The 20529-nt window shown below is 58.2% G+C and carries 20 protein-coding genes; 11 read left to right on the top strand and 9 right to left on the bottom strand.

The features are described 5' to 3' along the window. Positions 1-63: 63 nt before the first annotated feature. Positions 64-291 (top strand): DUF3107 domain-containing protein, encoded by a 228-nt coding sequence (locus H2O17_RS03825; protein ID WP_182050423.1) that lies wholly within the window; start codon positions 64-66, stop codon positions 289-291. 248 nt (positions 292-539) lie between these two features. Next, the gene (locus H2O17_RS03820) at positions 540-2150 is read left to right on the top strand and encodes a DEAD/DEAH box helicase (protein WP_182050422.1); all 1611 of its coding nucleotides are present in this window, start codon (positions 540-542) and stop codon (positions 2148-2150) included. Between the two features lie 80 nt (positions 2151-2230). Here the strand turns inward: H2O17_RS03820 and H2O17_RS03815 are convergent, their stop codons facing one another. The 3 genes from H2O17_RS03815 to H2O17_RS03805 form a co-directional block, all read right to left on the bottom strand. Continuing rightward, positions 2231-3049 carry a Cof-type HAD-IIB family hydrolase gene (locus H2O17_RS03815; RefSeq protein ID WP_182050421.1) on the bottom strand — a complete coding sequence of 273 codons (819 nt, stop codon included), beginning with the start codon at positions 3047-3049 and terminating at the stop codon, positions 2231-2233. Positions 3050-3285: 236 nt separating this feature from the next. Then, positions 3286-3900, bottom strand: a complete 615-nt coding sequence (locus H2O17_RS03810; protein WP_182050420.1) for a MarC family protein — start codon at positions 3898-3900, stop codon at positions 3286-3288. Then, the gene (locus H2O17_RS03805) at positions 3897-4739 is read right to left on the bottom strand and encodes a PHP domain-containing protein (RefSeq protein WP_182050419.1); all 843 of its coding nucleotides are present in this window, start codon (positions 4737-4739) and stop codon (positions 3897-3899) included. The genes H2O17_RS03810 and H2O17_RS03805 overlap by 4 nt, the downstream gene beginning before the upstream one ends. Positions 4740-4979: 240 nt before the next feature. On the opposite strand from H2O17_RS03805, the gene H2O17_RS03800 reads away from it, so the two are divergent. The 7 genes from H2O17_RS03800 (at position 4980) to H2O17_RS03770 (ending at position 11934) form a co-directional block, all read left to right on the top strand. Beyond that, positions 4980-6482 carry an aminopeptidase P family protein gene (locus H2O17_RS03800; RefSeq protein ID WP_182050418.1) on the top strand — a complete coding sequence of 501 codons (1503 nt, stop codon included), beginning with the start codon at positions 4980-4982 and terminating at the stop codon, positions 6480-6482. 69 nt (positions 6483-6551) lie between these two features. Continuing rightward, on the top strand, positions 6552-7817 hold the full coding sequence (locus H2O17_RS03795) for a magnesium transporter MgtE N-terminal domain-containing protein (RefSeq protein ID WP_182050417.1): 1266 nt from the start codon (positions 6552-6554) through the stop codon (positions 7815-7817). Next, positions 7810-8397, top strand: a complete 588-nt coding sequence (locus H2O17_RS03790; protein ID WP_182050416.1) for a DUF1003 domain-containing protein — start codon at positions 7810-7812, stop codon at positions 8395-8397. The genes H2O17_RS03795 and H2O17_RS03790 overlap by 8 nt, the downstream gene beginning before the upstream one ends. A 93-nt stretch (positions 8398-8490) precedes the next feature. Beyond that, entirely contained in the window at positions 8491-9621 is a 1131-nt protein-coding gene (locus H2O17_RS03785) for an Mrp/NBP35 family ATP-binding protein (protein ID WP_182050934.1), read from the top strand. A gap of 183 nt (positions 9622-9804) precedes the next feature. After that, positions 9805-10434 (top strand): O-methyltransferase, encoded by a 630-nt coding sequence (locus tag H2O17_RS03780; protein WP_182050415.1) that lies wholly within the window; start codon positions 9805-9807, stop codon positions 10432-10434. Positions 10435-10664: 230 nt separating this feature from the next. Continuing rightward, complete coding sequence (locus tag H2O17_RS03775) at positions 10665-11045, top strand: transposase (RefSeq protein ID WP_220456821.1); 381 nt, start codon at positions 10665-10667, stop codon at positions 11043-11045. A gap of 28 nt (positions 11046-11073) precedes the next feature. Then, positions 11074-11934: an IS3 family transposase gene (locus tag H2O17_RS03770; protein WP_246311350.1), complete on the top strand. Its 861-nt coding sequence runs from the start codon at positions 11074-11076 to the stop codon at positions 11932-11934. A gap of 20 nt (positions 11935-11954) precedes the next feature. Here H2O17_RS03770 and H2O17_RS03765 read toward each other — a convergent pair whose 3' ends face one another. The 4 genes from H2O17_RS03765 to dapE all read right to left on the bottom strand — a co-directional run bounded on the left by H2O17_RS03765 (position 11955) and on the right by dapE (position 15566). Beyond that, the gene (locus H2O17_RS03765) at positions 11955-13076 is read right to left on the bottom strand and encodes an IS1249 family transposase (protein WP_182050412.1); all 1122 of its coding nucleotides are present in this window, start codon (positions 13074-13076) and stop codon (positions 11955-11957) included. Positions 13077-13369: 293 nt separating this feature from the next. Next, on the bottom strand, positions 13370-13537 hold the full coding sequence (locus tag H2O17_RS03760) for a DUF3117 domain-containing protein (protein WP_182050411.1): 168 nt from the start codon (positions 13535-13537) through the stop codon (positions 13370-13372). An 88-nt stretch (positions 13538-13625) separates the two neighbouring features. Further along, positions 13626-14411: an LOG family protein gene (locus H2O17_RS03755; protein ID WP_182050410.1), complete on the bottom strand. Its 786-nt coding sequence runs from the start codon at positions 14409-14411 to the stop codon at positions 13626-13628. Positions 14412-14429: 18 nt separating this feature from the next. Further along, positions 14430-15566 carry a succinyl-diaminopimelate desuccinylase gene (gene dapE, locus H2O17_RS03750; RefSeq protein WP_182050409.1) on the bottom strand — a complete coding sequence of 379 codons (1137 nt, stop codon included), beginning with the start codon at positions 15564-15566 and terminating at the stop codon, positions 14430-14432. Positions 15567-15847: 281 nt separating this feature from the next. Here dapE and H2O17_RS03745 point away from each other — a divergent pair, with 281 nt between their 5' ends. Next, positions 15848-16666, top strand: coding sequence for a purine-nucleoside phosphorylase (locus tag H2O17_RS03745; RefSeq protein ID WP_182050408.1), 819 nt, complete (start codon positions 15848-15850; stop codon positions 16664-16666). Positions 16667-16668: 2 nt separating this feature from the next. Continuing rightward, positions 16669-18351, top strand: coding sequence for a phospho-sugar mutase (locus H2O17_RS03740; protein ID WP_182050407.1), 1683 nt, complete (start codon positions 16669-16671; stop codon positions 18349-18351). 112 nt (positions 18352-18463) lie between these two features. Here H2O17_RS03740 and deoC read toward each other — a convergent pair whose 3' ends face one another. Further along, complete coding sequence (gene deoC, locus H2O17_RS03735) at positions 18464-19123, bottom strand: deoxyribose-phosphate aldolase (RefSeq protein WP_182050406.1); 660 nt, start codon at positions 19121-19123, stop codon at positions 18464-18466. Positions 19124-19234: 111 nt separating this feature from the next. Next, positions 19235-20527 carry a thymidine phosphorylase gene (locus H2O17_RS03730; RefSeq protein ID WP_182050405.1) on the bottom strand — a complete coding sequence of 431 codons (1293 nt, stop codon included), beginning with the start codon at positions 20525-20527 and terminating at the stop codon, positions 19235-19237. Between the last annotated feature and the right edge of the window lie 2 nt (positions 20528-20529).

Raw genomic sequence — 20529 nt, 5'->3', positions numbered from 1 at the left:
CCAGCCCGATAAGCTGGGCACAGGTACGGGGCAAACCCACGGCCGTTCTTCAGGAGGATCCCCATGGAAATCAACATTGGCGTTCGAAACGCCGCTCGTGAACTGAGCATCGACGTGGAACTCAGCGCGGAGGAAGTCAACACAAAGGTTACTGAAGCAATTGCAGCGGGCACCCCGCTGGTTCTTGCTGAGGCCAACGGCCACAGCGTAATCGTGCCCGCAGCGGCCCTAGGTTACGTTGAGATCGCCGCACAGCAGAACCGCCGCGTCGGCTTTGGGCTGACCGACTAGTCATCCACTTTCCACACCTACCATTCGGATAACGCACCGCATGTCCATCCCACAACAACAGGGCTTGGAGATGCGCTTCATCCCAATGTGACACCCAACGCCCCTCGGAGCTTTCGAGGGGCGTTGGCGTAGGATTGACGTGTTACTGGTTGCCCGGTCGTCTCGCTAACGCTTTCACTTTCACGATCGGCTACCGCCGCTGCAGCACATATTCTCTCAAGGCGCGCTGCATATGAAAGGAAAACTGCATGAGCTCCAGCTCAGGCGTCATCGACTCCTCCGCTGCCCAAGTTCCCCAGGCACACGAACCAAAAGCTGATATCTCAGGTACCGCTGAGGATGCTAAGACCAAGTCGTTCGCAGACTTCGGTGTTTCGGCCGCCATCGTCGAAGCGCTAGCTAGGAAGGGAATTACTCATCCTTTCCCCATTCAGGCTCTGACCTTGCCTGTTGCGCTTCGTGGCAATGACATCATTGGACAGGCCAAGACGGGAACCGGCAAAACCCTTGGATTCGGAATCCCGATGATTGAGGCCGCCGTCGGGCCGGAAGAAGACGGCTGGGACGCAATCCCAGAATCGAACCGCGGCAAGCCCCAAGGGCTCGTGGTACTACCTACTCGTGAACTGGCCAAGCAGGTCGCTCAGGAGCTCCGCGCGGCAGCCGACGAACGCAATCTGCGTATCGTCGAAGTGTATGGCGGGCGCGCCTACGAACCTCAGCAGGAGGATCTCAAGCGCGGCGCAGAAGTGGTTGTTGGAACCCCTGGGCGCCTCATTGACCTCATGCGACATGGGATCATCAAGCTCGACGCGGTGCGAATGGTCGTTCTCGATGAAGCTGACGAAATGCTCGACCTCGGTTTCCTCGAAGATGTAGAGACCATCCTTGCTGCCACCCCGCCAACGCGTCACACGATGCTGTTCTCAGCTACCATGCCTGGAGCAGTTGTGGCCATGGCCCGCCGCTACATGTCACATCCCACCCACATTCGCGCCATCGATCCCACAGATTCAGGCGCAACGGTCAAGACCACCCGCCAAGTTGTGTACCGGTGCCACGCGCTGAACAAAGCGGAAGTTGTGGCACGGATTCTTCAAGCCGAAGGCCGCGGCCTCACAATCATCTTCACGCGTACAAAGCGCACCGCCGCAAAGCTCGCACAAGATCTAACCGAACGCGGCTTTGCTGCTGGAGCACTCCACGGCGACCTCGGGCAAGGTGCCCGCGAACAGGCATTGCGCGCTTTCCGCCATGGAAAAGTGGACGTTCTGGTAGCTACCGACGTCGCCGCCCGCGGTATCGACGTCGACGACGTCACCCACGTCATTAACTATCAATGCCCCGAAGACGAAAAAACCTACATCCATCGGATCGGGCGTACAGGCCGCGCCGGGCATTCGGGCACCGCCATAACGTTCGTGGATTGGGAAGATACTACGCGCTGGGCCGTGATCAACAAGCAGCTCAATTTGGGCATGCCAGAGCCTGTGGAAACCTACCACACCTCCGATCACCTGTTCACGGACTTGAATATTCCCCGTGACGTAACAGGCAAGCTTCCCCTTCAACAGCAAGTTCGCGCGGGCTTGGATGCCGAGGTTCTTGAGGATCTTGGAGAAACAGGCAAGTCTGCCGGGCGTGGCCGCGGCCAGTCTCACGGCGGTCAGAAGCGCGGTCAGAACGAACGGGCTCGGTCAGGTGGACGGCGCGGCCGAGCAGGCAACACCGATCGTGACCGGTCTGCCGCCCGCAGCGAGGCGCATACGAAGTCAGCCGTTGAGGAGAACCCCCAGGCCGCCCCGCGCCGGAATCGCCAGCGCAAGCGCGTGAACCGCCACACGGAAAGCGAAAGCTGAGTTCTGGCTCGAAACAACACTGTGAAAGGGGCGGTGGCCGTGCAACTAAGCACGGCCACCGCCCCTTGTGAAAATCAGAATCAGAGCGCGAAGAGCTCCTCAAGAACGTACGCCAAGCCGTCGTCGTCGCAAGAAAAGGTGACGCGATCCGCCGCTAGCTTTGCTTCAGGAACGGCATTTCCAACGGCAACTCCCAACCCGGCAGCACGCAGCATCGGGATGTCATTGAAGTTGTCGCCAAAGGCAACAGTTGCAGTGTGGTCGATGCCAAGGTGGTCCGCGAGCGCCCACAGCGCCCACCCCTTATTCACTCCAGCAGCATTCACCTCAAGCAGCGTGGTGGCCGAAAGCGTGACTTCAATCGAGTCTGCCAACTCCCCGCCAAGAGCCGTGGCGACTCGCTCCAGGACGTCAGGTTCGCCCGAGATGAGGATTTTCGAGGGGCGCAGTTCCTCTACTCCCTCGGGAGTGATGTCAAGGAGCGTGAGTCCATCGGACCACGCCTGACCTCTGTTGGCGAGCCCACCGACGTTGCTTGCATAGGCGAATTCACCAAGGTGTGGCAACACCTCCACAGGAAAGTCGCTCGCAACTTCGAATGCCTTCCGTGCTGCAGATCCATTGAGACGGTTCGAGGCGATCTCGGTTCCGTCCCACGCCTGGATGATTTCAGCACCACCATAGCCGCAGAAGTAGAAGCCCTCCGGGCTGATGTTGTTACGTTCTAGGTGATGGAACAAGCCCGATGGGCCGCGTCCAGACGCAATGGCAAAAGGAACGCCACGTTCGCGCAGGCCTTCCAGTGCACGCTTAGTCCGGTCAGAAATGTGGGAGTGAGGCAAGCCCGCAAGGGTCAAGTCAAAATCGCTTGCCACAAGCTGGTACGTAGAATGTGTCATTGTGTAAAACTCCTAGGACCGACCGCTCTAGCCTATCCTGAGCGAGTCAAACACAGTGTGAACGAACTCCTACATGTGAGCAGCGGGCCTTTTCGCCACCCCACACAGGCGCGAGTATCGCCACCCCACACAGGCGCGACCAGCGGGCCGTTCTCAACGCCTCAGATACGTGGGCACACTTCCCGTACGTTGCATCCGCCCATGACGGCTTGCTCCGCCAAGATCCCTTGCAAACACTAAGCAGTCTTGACGATAGTCAAGACCGCATCAATCATGAGTTGCGTGGCGATTGCAGCCAGCAACATACCCGAAATTCGTGTGAGGAAGATGATGCCACCCTCACCCAGAAGCCTGCTGATCGGATTGGCGAACCGCATGGAGAGCCACTCGACGAGGTGGAGCAACAGAAGGGCAATGATGATTGTCATGATGCCGCCCTCGATGTCTACCGAGCTCTGCGCAGACATCATGATGGCGACGATCGATCCCGGCCCGGCCAAGAGGGGAACGCCAAGCGGCACAAGCGCCACATTGGCACTACCTGGGCCGCCTGGATCCTGCTCATATCCGGTGAGCAGCTGAAGAGCCACAAGCAACAGCAACAGTCCGCCAGAAAGCTGCATCGCCTCATTGGACAGGTGCAACAGACTGAGGATGTACTTCCCGAACAAGCCAAAGATCGCGAGTACGGTAAACGAAGTCATCGTTGCCTGCCACGCTGCTGTACGCCGTTCGGCGGGGGTCATTCGTGACGTCAGGGCAAGGAATACAGGCAGATTTCCGAACGGATCAGCGATCACGAACAGCGTTGTAAACGTTGAGAGAAAGAATGCAGCGTTGAATCCGATCACGGATTGAGAACCTCCAGAAAACAGCCCTGGGTGAGAGCAGAAATGACCGCAGGTGAAGTGGTGTTCTCGCCTAGCCGGTTTGGTTTGCCAGAACCATGGTAGTCGCTGGACCCGAACCGGGCGAGATGGAGAGAGTGTGCCGTTCGTTCCAACTCTGGAATCTGTGTTGCCGCGTTGTCTCGGTGATCGATTTCTATTCCGAAAAGCCCGGCTTCGGCCATCTCGTCAAATGCCCGTTCCGGGAGCACTCTGCCGCGGTGCGGCGCTCGCGGATGAGCCAACACGGCCTTCCCACCAGCCTGATTAATCCATTCCACGGCTTGGATCGCATCGGGAGCGTAATGGGGAACGTAGTAGGGAGAATCCGGAGCAAGGTATCTGACGAACGCTTCGTTTCTGTCGACGACGACGCCGCGAACGATAAGCGCGTCCGCGATATGTGGCCTGCCGATGGTCGCACCGGGCGCAACAACTGCTTCGACGTCGTCCCACACGAGTGGGGTATCAACTCCCAAGCGCTCCACAATTCTCTGGGCACGGCCCAACCGCGAGGAGCGGACGCGTTCAATGTGTGCCATGAGGCTCGGATCGGCCGGATTGAAAAGATAGGCGACGATGTGGGTTGAGACTCCCTGATACTTGGTGGATACCTCCATCCCCCGGATGAGCGAGACTCCCGTATTGCCTACCTCTGCGGCGGCCTCCGCCCATCCTGCAATGGTGTCATGATCCGTCAACCCGATCGTGGTCACGCCAGCCGCGGCGGCCTCCTGCATCAGTTCACACGGGCGGCTGCGCCCGTCTGATGCTGTGGAGTGCGTGTGCGGATCAATCCTCATGTCACCAGCTTAGTGGTGGCTGCACCCAAAAACCCGTGGTGGCGTGCACTTCCCGGGCTCACCGCTCCGCACCACCCGCCCTCACCGCTCCGCACCACCCGCCCTCACCGCTCCGCACTACCCGCCCTCACTGCTCCGCACCACTCTGCCTCGCATCCCCTCAACCTTCCGGCCTCACCAGCTGCATGGCCACAACGGCCGGGAAATGCACATGTGCTCAACCGGTGCGAGAATAGGAACATGACTTCTGAGGAGAAGCGGCAAACTCTGGCCGCACGAGGTAACAACCGTTCCCAACAACCTGATCATGGTGCATTTTCAGACTTCATCGGATCGGACTGGGGTCCACTCGTCGAGAAGTCTGAGCGTGCAGAGGTGGCAGATTACTTAGCTGACCGCCATGCGCAGCTATCAGAACGGTTCCCCGGTGAACGCTTGGTCATCCCAGCCGGGACCTACAAAGTCCGCAACAACGATTGCGACTATCGGTTCCGCGCCCATTCAGCGTTTGCACATATGACAGGCTTGGGCGGCGAACTCGAACCAGACGCCGTGTTGGTCTTCAATCCATCTGAAGCCGGTCACGATGTCACGCTGTATTTCCATCCGCGTGCTCCGCGATCCTCGCAGGAGTTTTACGGAGATTCTCGCTACGGCGAGTTCTGGGTAGGCGCCCGCCCCTCGTTGGCCGAGATGTCTGCCGTGACGGGTTTGCACTGCGATTCTATTGATAACCTCTCCGATGCACTTCAGAAGGACCTCGGGCAGGGTCAGGTGACGATTCGCGTCGTGCCTGAATCCGATGCCAGCATCGAAGCTCAAGTTGCTGACCTGCGCCAGCGCGCTGAACTTACAGAAGGTGCGGCAGACGCAGATCTGGATTTGGCTGAAGCTCTGGCAGAGATTCGTTTGACGAAGGACGAATGGGAGATCAAGGAGATCACCAAGTCCATCGAGCTGACTCACGAAGGGTTCTCGGAGATCATTGCTTCCATGCCGCGCGCCCGTGGCCACTGGCGCGGCGAACGCGTGGTGGAAGGCGCCTTTGGTGCCAAGGCCCGTGAGGAAGGCAACGGGCTGGGATATGACACGATCGCTGCGGCAGGCAACCACGCCAACACGCTTCACTTCATAGATAACAACGGCCCGGTAGAGCCAGGCAAGCTCATCTTGGTGGACGCTGGGATCGAGGTGGATTCGCTCTACACTGCGGATATCACTCGCACGTTGCCGGTCGATGGTAAGTTCACCCAAGCGCAAGCCGAAGTCTATGAAGCCGTCCTCGAGGCCGCCAACCGTGCACTCGAAAAGGCGAACGAACCCGGCTGCCGGTTCCGCGATATTCACACGGCCGCCATGGAAGTGATTGCCGATCATCTGGAGAAGTGGGGCATGCTGCCCTGCACTGCTGCCGAATCGCTCGCCTCCCCGGCCCAGTATCATCGCCGTTGGATGCCTCACGGCACGTCACATCACTTGGGCCTCGATGTACATGACTGTGCTGCCGCACGCCGTGAGATGTACACAGACGCTGAGTTGACCTCCGGGATGATCTTCACTATCGAACCAGGGCTGTATTTCCGCGAAGATGACTTGAAGGTTCCCGAGCGTTTCCGTGGCATCGGCGTCAGGATCGAAGATGACATCCTTGTGACTGAAACCGGCGCCGTGCGGATTTCCGAGGACATTCCGCGCACAGTCTCTGACATCGAGTCATGGATGGGCCGTATCCTCAACAAGTAAGAACTCTGCATAGTGGTTGGCTAGGTTAGTCCCGGCCAACCACCATGCCACAACATGAAGGAGACTGCGATGCCTCGTCCCTCCTCAAACCGTGTCTTTGCGGCACGTCTTGCCGGCACACCCGTATTCGATCCCATTGGAGACCGCGTAGGTACCGTGTACGACGTCGTCGTGCTTATCCGTTTGAAGGGAGACCCTCTCGCAGTCGGGCTGGTAGTTGAAGTGGGTGGGCGCCGGCGGGTGTTCCTTCCTCTCACACGGGTAACCTCGATCGACAACGGTCAGGTCATCACCACGGGGTTGGTGAATATCCGCAGGTTCCAGCAGCGCCATGCTGAGACGTTGGTTCTTGGCCAGTTGCTCGAACGCCACGTCAATTTGCGCGAAACAGGCGAACCCGCCACCGTAGTGGATGCCGCTATTGAGAAGGTACGCGGGCGCGAATGGCGTCTGACTACTCTGCACGTGCGAACGCATCGCGGCTCGGTCAATGGCCAGCGCTCACTCACTGTGCCGGTTTCAGGCACAACTGGGCTATACACGGCCCAAACCCAAGGTGCCAACACTATTTTGGCGCAGATCTCAAGCCTCAAACCTGCCGACGTCGCGGATGTCTTGCGGGATCTTCCAACAGCCCGTATGCAGGATGTAGCGAACGCGCTTACGGACGAACGCTTGGCCGATGTCCTGGAGGAACTCGGAGACGAGGATCGTGTTGGCATTCTCTCCGGCCTTGATGTGGACCGCGCAGCAGACGTTCTGGACGTCATGCAGCCCGACGACGCCGCCGACCTGGTAGCCGAACTACCCACGGCGCAAGCAGCGCTCTTGTTGGACAGGATGGAGCCCGACGAGGCCGAGGACGTTCGCCGCCTCCTCACATACGACGAACGAACGGCCGGCGGCCTCATGACCACAGAACCGATTGTGTTGCCGCCAGATGCCACGATTGCCCAAGCTCTGGCTTCGGCCAGGCGCTCCGATATTCCGCCTGCCCTCGCCGCCATCATGTTTGTGTGCCGCCCACCCATGGAGACCCCCACTGGGCGCTACATTGGCGTGGTGCATCTGCAACGTGCGCTTCGAGAACCTCCATCCATGATGATTGGCAACATTATTGATAACGACGTCGAAGCAGTTGCGCCCGGCGACGGCATCGGAAAGGTGACGCGCCTGCTGGCAACGTACAACCTGACCGCATTACCAGTTGTCGACGAGGACCTCTTGCTGGGTGCTGTCTCCGTTGACGACGTTCTTGATCACTTGTTGCCTGAAGATTGGCGAGATGCCGACGACGAGGTGACCGACGAAGCAGTGGAGGCGCAGCATGTCTGATTTCGACAAGCCACTTGAGCGCAGGAGTCGCTTCTCATTCCGGCACAAGCGTGATTCTGACAGTTCTGGCCGAATTGCTGAGAGTATCGCTCGTTTCACCGGAACTGCCCGCTTCCTTATCTATCTGACGATTTTCGTCGTGGTGTGGATTGCTTGGAACACAATTGCTCCTGAGAACTGGCGCTTTGATTCCGCAACGCTGGGATTCACCGCATTGACGCTGGTTCTGTCCTTGCAGGCTTCGTACTCCTCGCCGCTCATCTTGCTGGCGCAAAACCGCCAAGATGATCGCGACAGAGTCACCGCAGAGCAAGACCGCCAAACGGCCGAACGTAACCTTGCTGACACCGAGTACCTCGCACGCGAGATTGCCGGGCTGCGCATGGCATTGAGTGAAGTTGCAACCCGAGACTATGTGCGCTCTGAATTGCGCGACGCCCTTGAGGAATTTGATCAAGATCGCGAGGAGCGCCTTGCCGAACGCGACCAACGAATTCTGGAGCTGCAAGCGGAACTCGATGAGTTGAAGACACAACGCGAGAACGAGGAGCATCCGCCACTGCAAGGCTTTGACTCCTAATCTTCAGGTGCGGATTGCGCTGATTGCGGAACCTGCTCGCAGGCACGTGATCCGGGTTGCTGTTCGTTCAGCCTGACATCGGTGCCGAGTAGGATGGTCAACATGATCACCACTGAAGAGATTGAACGTTCTCTCGAGCGAGTCATCGACCCGGAGATCCGCCGCCCAATCACGGATCTCAATATGGTGGAAGGCGTGAACATTGACGACGCCGGCGTCGTCAATGTTGCCGTCCTTCTCACTACGGCCGGTTGTCCTCTGCGCGGGACCATCACTGCTGACGTCCAGAAGGTCGTTGGGGAACTCGATGGCGTGACGGCTGTCAACGTCACCATGACCGCCATGAACGCTGAACAGCGCGCCGCGCTGCAGACGAAGCTTCGTGGCGGAGTCGCTGAGAAGAAGAACCCATTTGTCCAGCCTGATTCCCTCACCCGCGTTTATGCCATCACGTCCGGTAAAGGTGGCGTGGGTAAATCTTCGGTTTCGGCCAACCTTGCGGCAACTCTGGCACGTCAGGGTTTGAAAGTCGGGCTTGTAGACGCTGATATCTATGGCTTCTCTATTCCGCGGATGATGGGCGTTGATACGCCCCCGCAGCAGATTAACGACATGATCATCCCGCCAATCGCCCACGACGTGAAGGTGATTTCCATTGGCATGTTCGTTCCGGATAACTCTCCGGTCGTGTGGCGAGGCCCCATGCTTCATCGCGCGTTGGAGCAGTTCTTTTCAGATGTTCACTGGGGAGATTTGGACGTTCTGCTGCTGGACCTTCCGCCAGGCACGGGTGACATCGCAATTTCGGTGGCTCAGCTGATCCCCAACTCAGAGATACTCGTGGTCACTACCCCGCAAGCCGCAGCAGCCGAAGTTGCTGAACGGGCCGGGCAGATGGCCAAACAAACCAATCAGCGCGTGGTTGGGGTCATCGAGAACATGTCATATCTGGCCATGCCAGATGGCTCTCGCAACGAGATCTTTGGCAAGGGCGGTGGCGCCACAGTAGCGGCTCAACTATCGAGTATTCTCGGATACTCCGTGCCCCTCATGGGCCAGATTCCACTAGAGATTGAGGTTCGCCAAGGAGGAGACTCCGGCGAACCGTGGTCTATCCAAGAGGGCGAATCCGAAGCCCAAGCTCAAATCCGAAGTATCGCTGACAAGATGGCTCACCGCTCCCGAGGCCTATCCGGGCGTGGCCTCGGAGTGAGCCCACTCTAATCACCACCCGTGTGTGGCCCGCGCGTCTTTCGCGCGGGCCACATGCATATCCCACACAAGCGTGACGTGAACGTACCTGGCTACGCCTTCCCCGCGAGCCACATGTGTACCTATGAGCGTTTGGTGGAAGTAGTTTGTTCCCTTTCTAGGTAACATGGTTGCGGAGCAGCGGAAAGGGAACGAATGGCAGTCGATCAGACGCAGTCATGGGCTTATGCCGAAAGTGCCAGCCAAGAGAATGTAGCCATTGCGACGGCCCGTCAGGCGGCACGCGACTACGGGATCTCCTCGCTCAGCCCGGCTACCGGTGCATTTCTGCAGGTTCTAGCTGCTTCAGCGCATGTCCGTTCCGCCGTCGAAATCGGTACAGGCACGGGGGTTTCTGGGCTTTACTTGCTGGGCGCATCTGGCGATCTCTCCCTGACAAGCATCGACATCGAATCCGAGACGCAGCATATTGCACGCGAGGCCTTCTCAAAGATGGGCATTCGCTCTGGCCGTACTCGGCTTATCAACGGCCGGAGCGCCGATATCCTGCCGCGTTTGGCTGCTCGTTCCTATGACCTCGTGCTCATTGACGCAGACCCCATGGAAGCACGCGGAGATGCGCTTGAGGCGCTTCGCGTTCTGCGTCCGAATGGAATTCTGGTTCTTGCGCATGCTCTTATGTCAGGACGCGTGGCTGATCCAGCCCGCCGGGAAGACGACGTCGTCGCTATGAGGAACCTGGGGCGCGAACTTCTTGAGTCCCCGGATATCCGTTCGGCAATGATTCCGATCGGTGATGGCCTTCTGGTAGCTAGCCCCAAGTAGGTTCAGCTCGGAATATCGGCTTATAGGACAAAAGGGGGTCTGGACAGTTTTCCGTATCTTTTCGGGAGGCTTGTATGAGGGTTGTGTATTCAGCTGAGCAGAAGCGTGTGGCTGTGGCGACGTTCCGTAGGTTGGGTTCGTATGTCAAGACGATCCGGAAGTTGGGGTATCCGTCTCGGCATGTGCTCCATGATTGGGTGCATCAGTCTCGTCGAGGTCGCAAACCGGTCGTGAAGAGGCAGCCTGCCCGCCACTATCCATGGACTGTTAAGTTGAGCGCCGTGGAGCGGATGAATGCTGGCCAATCAGTTAAAGACATTGCTGGGGATCTCGGCATTGTTAACCATATGCTGTTGTATAAGTGGATGCGGCTATGGAACCAAGAAGGTGAGCGGGCCCTGATGACTAGACGTGAGAAACGCGAGGCTGATGGGTTAGCCACTCGAGCTCAACTAGAGAAGTCATTGCCGGATGATCCTGACGAGTTGCGTCGTTTGGCGGCCAGGCTTCTAGTGGAAAAGCATGTGTTGGAACACGAGCTTGATCTGGTAAAAAAACGGGGGCGTCATCCCGGGACAACTGTCGAACCTGAACAAGACACGCATCATTGACCGGTTGCGTGCTCGTCTTCCTTTCGTGATGCTGCTGGAGGCGTGCGCGATCTCGGCCAGTAGCTACCACTATTGTCGGGGTGTGCTTGAACGTCCCGACAAGTATGGCGAGCTCGCTGGCAGGATTGAGAAGATTGCTGGCGATTCGGGCTTTACGTATGGTTCTGCACGGGTCTGGCTCAAACTCAAGCGTCTTGGGGTGACTGTTTCTGAGAAGGTTGTTCGTCGCTTGATGAAAGAACATCAGATCCCGGTTTATTACGCTCACCGCAAGCGTCGCTATTCCAGTTATGAGGGAGAGACAAGCCCGGCCCCAGATGATCACGTCAAGAGGAATTTTCATGCTGATGAGCCTGACAGACTATGGCTCACTGATGTCAGTGAGTTTGCTGCTTCGGACGCCAAGGTCTATCTCAGCCCGATGATTGATTGCTGTGATGGGAAAGTGGTGGCGTGGCAGACGAGTCGACGACCGGACAAGGTGATGACGCAGTCGATGCTGGAAGCTGCGATCGCGAGTTTGCCTACCGAGCGCCACGACGCTTTACGTGATGATAAGGAAGCTATCCCACTGATTATTCATAGCGATCGTGGTGGACATTACCGGAGCGCTGAATGGATCGAGACCACGAAGGCTGCTGGGATCACCCGCTCGATGGGAAAGAAGGGATGTAGTCCCGATAACGCGGCCTGTGAAGGATTCTTCGGACGTATGAAAACGGAAATGTTCTACGGTCACACCTGGACCAGTGCCGCACAGCTCGAGACGGCAATCAATGATTACCTTATCTTCTATAACACAGAGCGCTTGAAAACATCCCTTGGAGGCACCATCCAAGAAAACCGTGACAAAATGGAGAAACCAGAACCATCCAGAAAACAGTCCTGACCCCCAAACGTGTTGCTGGGTTAGTAGGTGTTGTGCCAGGTTCCGGTGTGGTGGAAGTCGCTCCAGTTCACGCCGGTGCCCCAACGGTTGATGGTTTCTTGAGCGTGGGCGCGGTGGTGTGCGGTGGCGAAGAGCTCAGCGATCTGGGCATCAGTGACTGTGGTAGACAACAGTTGTGCGGGACTGGCGGGGAACTCGGTGTGGCGATCGCACCACCACAAGACAGTCTTGATCTGATGGTCAAGCGGCATGCCCCGATGCTCACGCAGCAAGGCTCGTAACCTCGTATTGATTCCACCTTCGATCTGGTTGTTGGTAGCCGGGATCGGCTCACCTGCCACCTGCAGGTCAGGTTCGAGATAGGTGAACAGGGTTCCTTTCCTGGCCAGGGTGTTGATCGAGTTACGAGCCTGGATCAGACGGCCATGCGTGGGCACATATGTTCCTGATGGTAGGCGGGTCTGCTGGGCAAGAAACGTCTGCCACCTGTCATTCCAGGCGGTGAGTTCACCCAGCCACGCCACCGACTCCTCCCGTGTCTGAATGGTCAGGAGAGCCCGGGCCAGGCCGTAGAGTTCAACGCCCGCATTGGTGCGTGGCCGGGTGGTGGTCGTGCGTTTGATGGTGCTGAAGGCGTGGAAGGTGCAGCGTTGGATCCGCGTGGTGGGCCACGTCTTGGCTATGGCCGAGGCGATTCCTGATCCTCCGTCACAGACCACCACGTCAGGGGGTGCAATACGAGAGAACAATGCCGCCCATGAGGCACTGGTCTCCCCTCGGGCCACATACCATCCCACGACATGATCCTTCGTGCAGGCGATCAGGACGACAAGCTTGTGGGAGAGGTAGATCCCGTCCACGAAGACAACATGGTGGACCTCGTCCACTAGAGGCGAGAGAGGCCATAGTGGCCAGAAGTGGGCGAATCTGCGCCGAGCATTCCTTCCTTGACCGGGCATGTCGGCATACCGGGTGCGTCCGGTGACATAGTCCAAGAAGGCTGCCAGATCACGAGCGTGAATATCATTGCGGCGGGTCAAGGTCGACGAGCAGGCTTTACATCGGAAACGTTGGCGTCCCCAAGCAGTTGTTCCATGCTTGATCATTGTCTGGCCACAGATGTCACATCGAGGATTTCCCATCCCCCAAGTCAACCGACTTCAAATCCGACTTTCCCGCACCACCATGCGGAAAACCCATGCGGAAAACAACACGAAATGTCCAACCAAAAAGTCGAGTCACATCGACTTTTTCACGCTAAAACAGCTAAACACCAACGAAAAACGACAAAACCAGCAACACGAACGGTCCTATAGGCCCATGCAGAAGGTCGGGACCAGCTTTGCGGTTGGTCCCGACCTTGCATCGATGAAGAGGGTTCGCGCGTTACCAGAGGCCGATTAACGGCGTGCGCTCGCCTCAGATATATGTGGCCTCAGCGTTCGACTGCGATGAGTGCATCTTTGAGGGTAGCGACCTCTTCGTCATTGAGTTCGAGGACCAACCGGCCACCTCCATCAACGGGAATACGAACGACGATTCCGCGCCCTTCGCGCTCAACTTCAAGCGGTCCATCTCCGGTGCGAGGCTTCATGGCTGCCATAGTGCAATCCTTCCAATCTGCGGCTGGGAGCCGTCAATGCATCTATTCTAGCCGGAATTCGCGTTTTGCAAGAAGCTACGAAGAAAATTCAGATATCGCCTCTCAGCTGAGCGTTCTCCTCTGCGCGGCGCGCATTGGCCAGCCGATGGATGCCGTTGGTTACTGCTTCCACGGCGTCTTCAGGAGTGTCCACCAGAGTCAGGTAATCCAGATCCGACATGTTGATCATGTGCGATTGAGCAGCAGACGCACGAATCCACTCAATGAGTCCGGACCAGTACTCTTTGCCCACTAAGACGATTGGGAATGAGAAGACCTTCTTGGTTTGGACCAGTGTCAACGCCTCGAAGAGTTCGTCGAGGGTTCCAAATCCTCCCGGCATCACCACGAAACCCAACGAATACTTAACAAACATCGTCTTGCGAACGAAGAAGTACCGGAAGGTCATCCCTAAGTTCACATACTCGTTGATGCCATCTTCATGCGGAAGCTCGATCCCCAGGCCCACCGAGGTTCCGCCTGCTTCCCGCGCACCCTTATTCGCGGCAGCCATGATTCCCGGCCCACCACCAGTGATGATAGAAAAGCCCTCGTTGACAAGCGAACCGGCAATGGATTCGGCCATCGTATAGGTGGCGTCTTCAGGTTTGGTGCGCGCTGAGCCGAAGATGGAGATCGCTGGCCCGAGTTCCGCCAGAGCTCCGAAGCCCTCTACAAACTCAGACTGAATTCGCATCACCCGCCACGGGTCCTGATGGAGCCAATCGTTGTCTACTGCAGGAGCCAACAGTGCGGCGTCGGCCGTCCTGTTGGGAATCTGCGCATCTCTGAGGATGATTGGACCACGATGATGAGTTCGACGTTTAGATGCCATGGCTCTAGTTTTGCACTCTCACTGCAACCATGCGGTGAATGCGCGGTATACGCTGCGTATTTGTTCGATCGAACAGGCTTCCTCATCTTGGTGGGCGAGAAGCGGATCTCCCGGCCCACAGTTGATAGCGGGCATGCCCAACGCAGAGAAACGAGCCACATCCGTCCATCCCAGCTTTGCCGCGACAGGCCCAGCACCACGAAGTTCCAGTTCGTGGCTGAGCCGATCGAGTTCACTGTGATTCGTGCCCGGATCTGCCGCCGGTGCACTGTCAGTCACCGCGATAGTGACTGGAAGGTCAGCGAAGAGGGAGCGCACGTAGTCCTCAGCCTGACGCTCTGATCGATCAGGGGCAAAGCGGAAGTTGACGATGACCGCAGCCTCATCTGGAACGATGTTACGCGGACCCCCACCGGAAATGCCCACGGCCAGCAAGGACTCTCGATAGTCCAAGCCACCCACATTTCTCACGCTGAGGGGCCATTCTTCGAGCCTGCGCAGAACTTCTCCCAGTGCATGAACGGCGTTCGATCCTGTCCAAGGACGCGCCGAATGCGCGGCCTTGCCATGGGCAGTAATACTCAAACGCATTGTGCCATTGCAGCCCGCCTCGATACCGCCGTTTGTGGGTTCGCCGAGGATCGCCACATCGCCTTCGAGCCAGTGCGGATGCAAGCGCAGCACCCGGCCCAAACCGTTGAGGTTCGCAGCCACTTCTTCGTGATCGTAGAAGATCCACGTGATGTCTAATCGAGGTTCACGCAATTCGCGCATAAGTTGAAGGAAAACGGCACAGCCAGCCTTCATATCTACTGTTCCCCGCCCCCACAGGAACTCTCCATCACGCCGCCCCGGCACGTTTCCGGCAATGGGAACGGTATCGAGATGTCCAGCCAACACTACTCGCGCCGGACGTCCGAAATGCGTGCGGGCCACCACGGTGTCCTCATCACGCAGAATCTCTAAATGGGGAAACGTGCGAGCCTCACGTTCCACGGCATCCGCAATGAGGTGCTCCTCGCCAGAAACCGACGGGATGTCAACTAGCGCTGCAGTTAGTTCAACGACGTCGTGGGCCAGCCCAAGTTCTGCAGCCGACGGTCGAGTGGACGCCAGTGCCTCGCCGTTCAGATCGAATCTCGCATTCTCGCTCATGCTCTCACCCTCTCGCCTTTGCCTCCACTGTAGCGCTGCCAGGTGGGCGCGTGCCGTTCTTTCCTACCTCCAAGAATGGAGCGCCCCACTCAGTGCTATACGGTAGATTCTGCCGAAGCATACCCACCGCTCTCCGTCCTGCCCAAACACGTCCGCTTGGGTCCCACAACTCATGCCCTGACACACTGCAAAGTGGGTATCTGGGGGTCGATATGATGAGGTGGAGAAACACGATGTATTGCAAGTATGCACAGGAGCAGTTTGGGTTGTAGCGTTGTGTTATGGAGAATAGCACGACGCCGGCGATAGCCTTGGCCCAAGAGGCCGCGACTGTAATCGCGGATCGCACTGGAATCGCACATCACGATATTGCCTTAACACTCGGCTCCGGATGGGGAGGCGCGGCTGACCTCATTGGAGAGAAAACCGCTGAAATTCCTGCAACGGAGATTCCTGGGTTTGCCGAATCGGCTGTTCCCGGCCATGTCGGTACCATCAGTTCAATAGCACTGCCGAACGGTCACCACGCGCTCGTGCTCGGCGCTCGAACCCATTATTACGAAGGCAAGGGTGTCAGGGCCGTCGCCCACGGGATTCGCACGGCAGCCCAAACTGGTGCCAAGGTTGCCATCCTAACCAACGGCTGCGGCGCAACTGTCACCGAATGGCAGCCTGGTTCGGTAGTCCTTATCTCTGACCACATTAATCTCACAGCCGCTTCACCCCTTGAAGGCGCAACGTTTGTGGATCTGACAGACGCGTATTCGCCACGCCTGCGCGCAGTGGCTCACTCGGTTGATCCGACTCTTCCAGAAGGCGTTTACGCCCAGTTCCCCGGCCCTCATTATGAGACGCCAGCAGAAGTCCGCATGGCGCGGCTCATTGGTGCAGACCTTGTAGGCATGTCCACGGCGCTAGAGACAATCGCTGCACGCGAGGCAGGAATGGACGTACTTGGTCTTTCGCTAGTTACCAATCACGCGGCAGGGTTCGCACCAGGCAACCTCAGCCACACGGAAGTTCTTGAAGCGGGCGGCGCCGCTGGGCCACGCATTTCCCAACTACTTGCGCAGATCATCGCGCGAATCGACAAGGAGTGATCATGATCAACGTTGATGCAATAGAAGCTTGGATCGCACACGATCCAAGCGAAGAGGACCGCTCTGAACTCTCTAGTTTATTGGCGGCCGCGCAAAGCGGAGACAACACCGCCAGCATCGAACTCGCTGACCGCTTCTCCGGCCCACTCACCTTTGGAACCGCTGGGCTTCGCGGTTCGATGGCAGCTGGTCCCCATCGGATGAACCGGGCAGTTGTACGCCGCGCCGCCGCAGGCCTAGTGGCTTACCTACTCGAAAAGGTCGGTACGGACGCCGTCGTCGTGGTTGGAAATGACGCCAGGCACCATTCACGGGAGTTCGCAGAAGACACCGCTGCGATTGCTCACGCCGCTGGCCTTCGCGCACTACTCATGCCTCGCGCACTTCCCACTCCGCTCGTTGCCTACGCCGTACGCGCGCTCGGAGCCGATGCCGGCGTCATGGTCACAGCCTCACACAATCCCGCTGCTGACAACGGCTACAAGGTGTACCTAGGAAATCGCTGCGCAGACGAATGGGGCAACGGCGTCCAGCTCGTTCCCCCGGCTGACGCCGATATCGCAGCGAAAATCGCTGCCGCCCCACCCGCCGATGAAGTTCCGTTAGCCGAGGGCTACGAAATAATCGGAGAGGACCTCATCGATTCTTACGTTGAAGAGGCCGCATCGCTCGTTCCGCCGAATCATTCCCGCGATCTGAAGATCGTATACACGGCAATGCACGGCGTAGGCGAACCAATCGTGAGGCGGGTACTCGACAAAGCGGGATTCACGAATGTGATCGAAGTGGCCGAACAGTGCACACCTGATCCCGACTTCCCAACAGTTCCTTTCCCCAACCCAGAGGAACCAGGTGCACTGGATCTTGCCAAGGCCCTAGCCAAGAAAGTCAATGCGGACCTTGTACTGGCCACAGATCCGGACGCCGATCGGTGCTCAGCCGCCGTTCCCGTCAACGGCGAATGGCGTCAACTCTCCGGAGATGAGATCGGTTCAATCCTAGGTGAGTACGTTGCCCAGACAGTGAGTATGTTGGACCAAGGCTCGGCCACGCTCGCCTCATCAATCGTTTCCTCGCGTTTGCTCCAGCAGATCGCGGAGTCCCACATGATCAACTACGAAGCAACTCTGACCGGCTTCAAGTGGATTGCACGCACACCGCACCTCTCCTTCGGTTACGAGGAAGCAATTGGATTCTGTGTGAACCCGAATGCGGTACGCGACAAGGACGGTATCTCGGCAAGTGCGGTCCTGGCATACGTGGCCGCACGCTTGAGTGATGGTGGCAGCGACCTCACCGGGGAACTCGATCGCCTCTACGCCAAGCACGGCGTGTACTACTCGGGACCAGTCACTGTGCGCGTGGATGACCTCTCGATCATCCCTGCCACAATGGCAAAGGTTCGCCAAGATCCACCTGCCGAACTCGCAGGTTCGGCGCTGACGTCTATCGTGGACCTCTCCGAAGGCTCAGATGATCTTCCGCCCACTGACGGCATTGCGTGGTACACCGAGCAGAATGACAGGGTGATCATCCGCCCATCTGGAACCGAACCGAAGGTCAAGTGCTACCTCGAGGTGTACTCCCCCGTGGATAGCCCCGATTCACTCGATGCGGCTAAAGCCTTGGCAGCTAAGCGGCTAACACACTTGAAGGCCGATGTGGCTGAAGCCCTGAAGCTGTGAGTGTTGGGTGGTGTTCTGGGGCTCATGCCCCAGAACACCACCCCTTAGCGCAGGTGCGCGGCGCAGGATTACCTGCGCCGCGCACTCACATGTAGGTGGCACTACCTCCCACTCACAGGGTGTCAAGCACCTTCTGCGTTCCGGAAAGGCCCAGACGCGTTGCGCCAGCCATGATGAGTTCAGAGGCGAACTTACCGTCACGGATGCCGCCGGAAGCCTTGACCTCCAACGCATTGCCCACGGTCTTCTTCATGAGCTCCACAGCGTGAACGGATGCCCCGCCTGCCGGGTGGAATCCGGTGGAGGTCTTCACGAAATCAGCCTTGGCACTCTTGGCGGCCTCACACACCGCTACGATCTGATCATCAGTCAAAGCCGCCGATTCAATAATGACCTTGAGGACCGCACCCGGGATGGCGTCCCGCACTGCACGGATATCCGCCTCCACCTTGTCAAACTGATTGGTGGTGGCCCAGCTCAGGTTGATGACCATGTCCACTTCGTCGGCGCCCTCAGATACAGAGCGAGCAGCTTCAGCCGCCTTAATCTCACTGTGATGGGCTCCAGAGGGAAAACCACACACAACGGCAAGCTTGACATCTCCCAGTTCCACATCGGCCGGAAGCGGCAACATGTTCGGAGAGATGCAGACAGAGTATGTTCCAAGCGCCTTAGCATCGTCAATGAGGGCGCGCACCGCTTCCTCACTTGCCTCGGGCTTGAGCAACGTGTGATCAACCATCTTGACCACAGATTTAGGGGTGTATTCCATGAGAGTTCTCCAACTTCTTGGTGCGGGCCGATCTGCGCTGCACCATAGGTGATGTCCGGGCACCCGCGCCGAGCCGCGAGGCCAGCACGCTTGCCACAGGCTGTGTATGAATTAGCGCGCGATGCGTTCCAAGATGACAGACGAGATGGGCGCTACCGCATCGGATCCAATCGTCAGTGTTCCGTCCAGCGCCTCAAAAGCGCGTTCAAAACGAGCCTCCTCATCGGTGTGCAGCGTGAGGAGCTTCTGGCCACGTGTCACGCTATCGCCAGGCTTGGCATGAATTTCAATACCTGCACCCAGAGAGATGGGATCTCCCTTGCGGGCCCTTCCAGCACCGAGCCGCCACGAGGCCACTCCCACCTTGAGGGCGTCGAGATCCTCGAGGATTCCGTCCGACTCAGCGACGATTTCGTGTGTGTACGCTGCTGTGGGAAGCTCCGCGTCCGGATCTCCGCCTTGCGCTGCGATCATCTCACGCCACACATCCATCGCTCGCCCATCGCGCAACGCCACCTCAGGATCGGCGTCTGGGCGCCCCGCGGCCGTCAGCATCTCACGAGCCAAAGCTACGGTCAGTTCGACGACGTCGTCGGGTCCACCACCGGCCAAAACCTCAACCGATTCGCGTACTTCCAGCGCATTGCCCACAGTCAAGCCGAGCGGAACCGACATATCGGTCAGAAGTGCGACGGTGTGAACGCCCGCATCCGTGCCTAGGTCGACCATCGTGGTGGCAAGTTCGCGGGCCATCTCAATGTTCTTCATGAATGCACCCGAGCCAACCTTGACGTCAAGGATGAGTGCATCTGTGCCCTCAGCGATCTTCTTGCTCATGATCGAAGAGGCAATCAACGGCACACATTCCACGGTTCCGGTGGTATCGCGCAACGCGTAGAGCTTCTTGTCTGCCGGCGCCAGCCCAGTGCCTGCCGCACAGATGACTGCACCACAGCCAGTTCCGAGCTGCTCATAGATCGCCTCATTGGTCATGTTGGCCTGCCAACCGGGGATCGACTCAAGCTTGTCGAGTGTTCCACCGGTGTGGCCCAAGCCGCGCCCAGAAAGCTGCGGAACGGCGACGTCGAACACCGCAACAAGTGGTGCCAACGGCAATGTAATCTTGTCGCCCACGCCACCCGTTGAATGCTTGTCCGCTGTCTTACGCGGCAAGGAACCAAAGTCCAAGCGTTCTCCTGAGCGAATCATCGCGTCAGTCCACCGGGCGATCTCGTGGCGGTTCATTCCGTTGAGGAATACCGCCATGGCCAGAGCGCTCATTTGCTCTTCGGCCACAATGCCGCGGGTATAAGCGTCGATCACCCAGTCAATCTGACGATCGGTCAGAACGCCGCGATCGCGCTTGGTGTGAATAATGTCGACTGCGTCAAATGGTTCAACCATGT

Origin of the sequence: Changpingibacter yushuensis, from assembly GCF_014041995.1 — a bacterium.
Classification (GTDB): domain Bacteria; phylum Actinomycetota; class Actinomycetes; order Actinomycetales; family Actinomycetaceae; genus Changpingibacter; species Changpingibacter yushuensis.
The sequence above is the reverse complement of the archived record's forward strand: the minus strand, read 5'-3'. Positions and strand labels throughout refer to the sequence as shown.

Coding starts and splice junctions, on each gene's coding strand:
- H2O17_RS03730 (WP_182050405.1), bottom strand. CDS start 20,527: ATGGTTGAACCATTTGACGCAGTCGACATTATTCACACCAAGCGCGAT.
- H2O17_RS03780 (WP_182050415.1), top strand. CDS start 9,805: ATGGCAGTCGATCAGACGCAGTCATGGGCTTATGCCGAAAGTGCCAGC.
- H2O17_RS03760 (WP_182050411.1), bottom strand. CDS start 13,537: ATGGCAGCCATGAAGCCTCGCACCGGAGATGGACCGCTTGAAGTTGAG.
- H2O17_RS03790 (WP_182050416.1), top strand. CDS start 7,810: ATGTCTGATTTCGACAAGCCACTTGAGCGCAGGAGTCGCTTCTCATTC.
- dapE (WP_182050409.1), bottom strand. CDS start 15,566: ATGAGCGAGAATGCGAGATTCGATCTGAACGGCGAGGCACTGGCGTCC.
- H2O17_RS03765 (WP_182050412.1), bottom strand. CDS start 13,076: ATGGGAAATCCTCGATGTGACATCTGTGGCCAGACAATGATCAAGCAT.
- H2O17_RS03740 (WP_182050407.1), top strand. CDS start 16,669: ATGATCAACGTTGATGCAATAGAAGCTTGGATCGCACACGATCCAAGC.
- H2O17_RS03815 (WP_182050421.1), bottom strand. CDS start 3,049: ATGACACATTCTACGTACCAGCTTGTGGCAAGCGATTTTGACTTGACC.
- H2O17_RS03800 (WP_182050418.1), top strand. CDS start 4,980: ATGACTTCTGAGGAGAAGCGGCAAACTCTGGCCGCACGAGGTAACAAC.
- H2O17_RS03755 (WP_182050410.1), bottom strand. CDS start 14,411: ATGGCATCTAAACGTCGAACTCATCATCGTGGTCCAATCATCCTCAGA.
- H2O17_RS03805 (WP_182050419.1), bottom strand. CDS start 4,739: ATGAGGATTGATCCGCACACGCACTCCACAGCATCAGACGGGCGCAGC.
- deoC (WP_182050406.1), bottom strand. CDS start 19,123: ATGGAATACACCCCTAAATCTGTGGTCAAGATGGTTGATCACACGTTG.
- H2O17_RS03785 (WP_182050934.1), top strand. CDS start 8,491: ATGGTCAACATGATCACCACTGAAGAGATTGAACGTTCTCTCGAGCGA.
- H2O17_RS03820 (WP_182050422.1), top strand. CDS start 540: ATGAGCTCCAGCTCAGGCGTCATCGACTCCTCCGCTGCCCAAGTTCCC.
- H2O17_RS03795 (WP_182050417.1), top strand. CDS start 6,552: ATGCCTCGTCCCTCCTCAAACCGTGTCTTTGCGGCACGTCTTGCCGGC.
- H2O17_RS03770 (WP_246311350.1), top strand. CDS start 11,074: ATGCTGCTGGAGGCGTGCGCGATCTCGGCCAGTAGCTACCACTATTGT.
- H2O17_RS03825 (WP_182050423.1), top strand. CDS start 64: ATGGAAATCAACATTGGCGTTCGAAACGCCGCTCGTGAACTGAGCATC.
- H2O17_RS03745 (WP_182050408.1), top strand. CDS start 15,848: ATGGAGAATAGCACGACGCCGGCGATAGCCTTGGCCCAAGAGGCCGCG.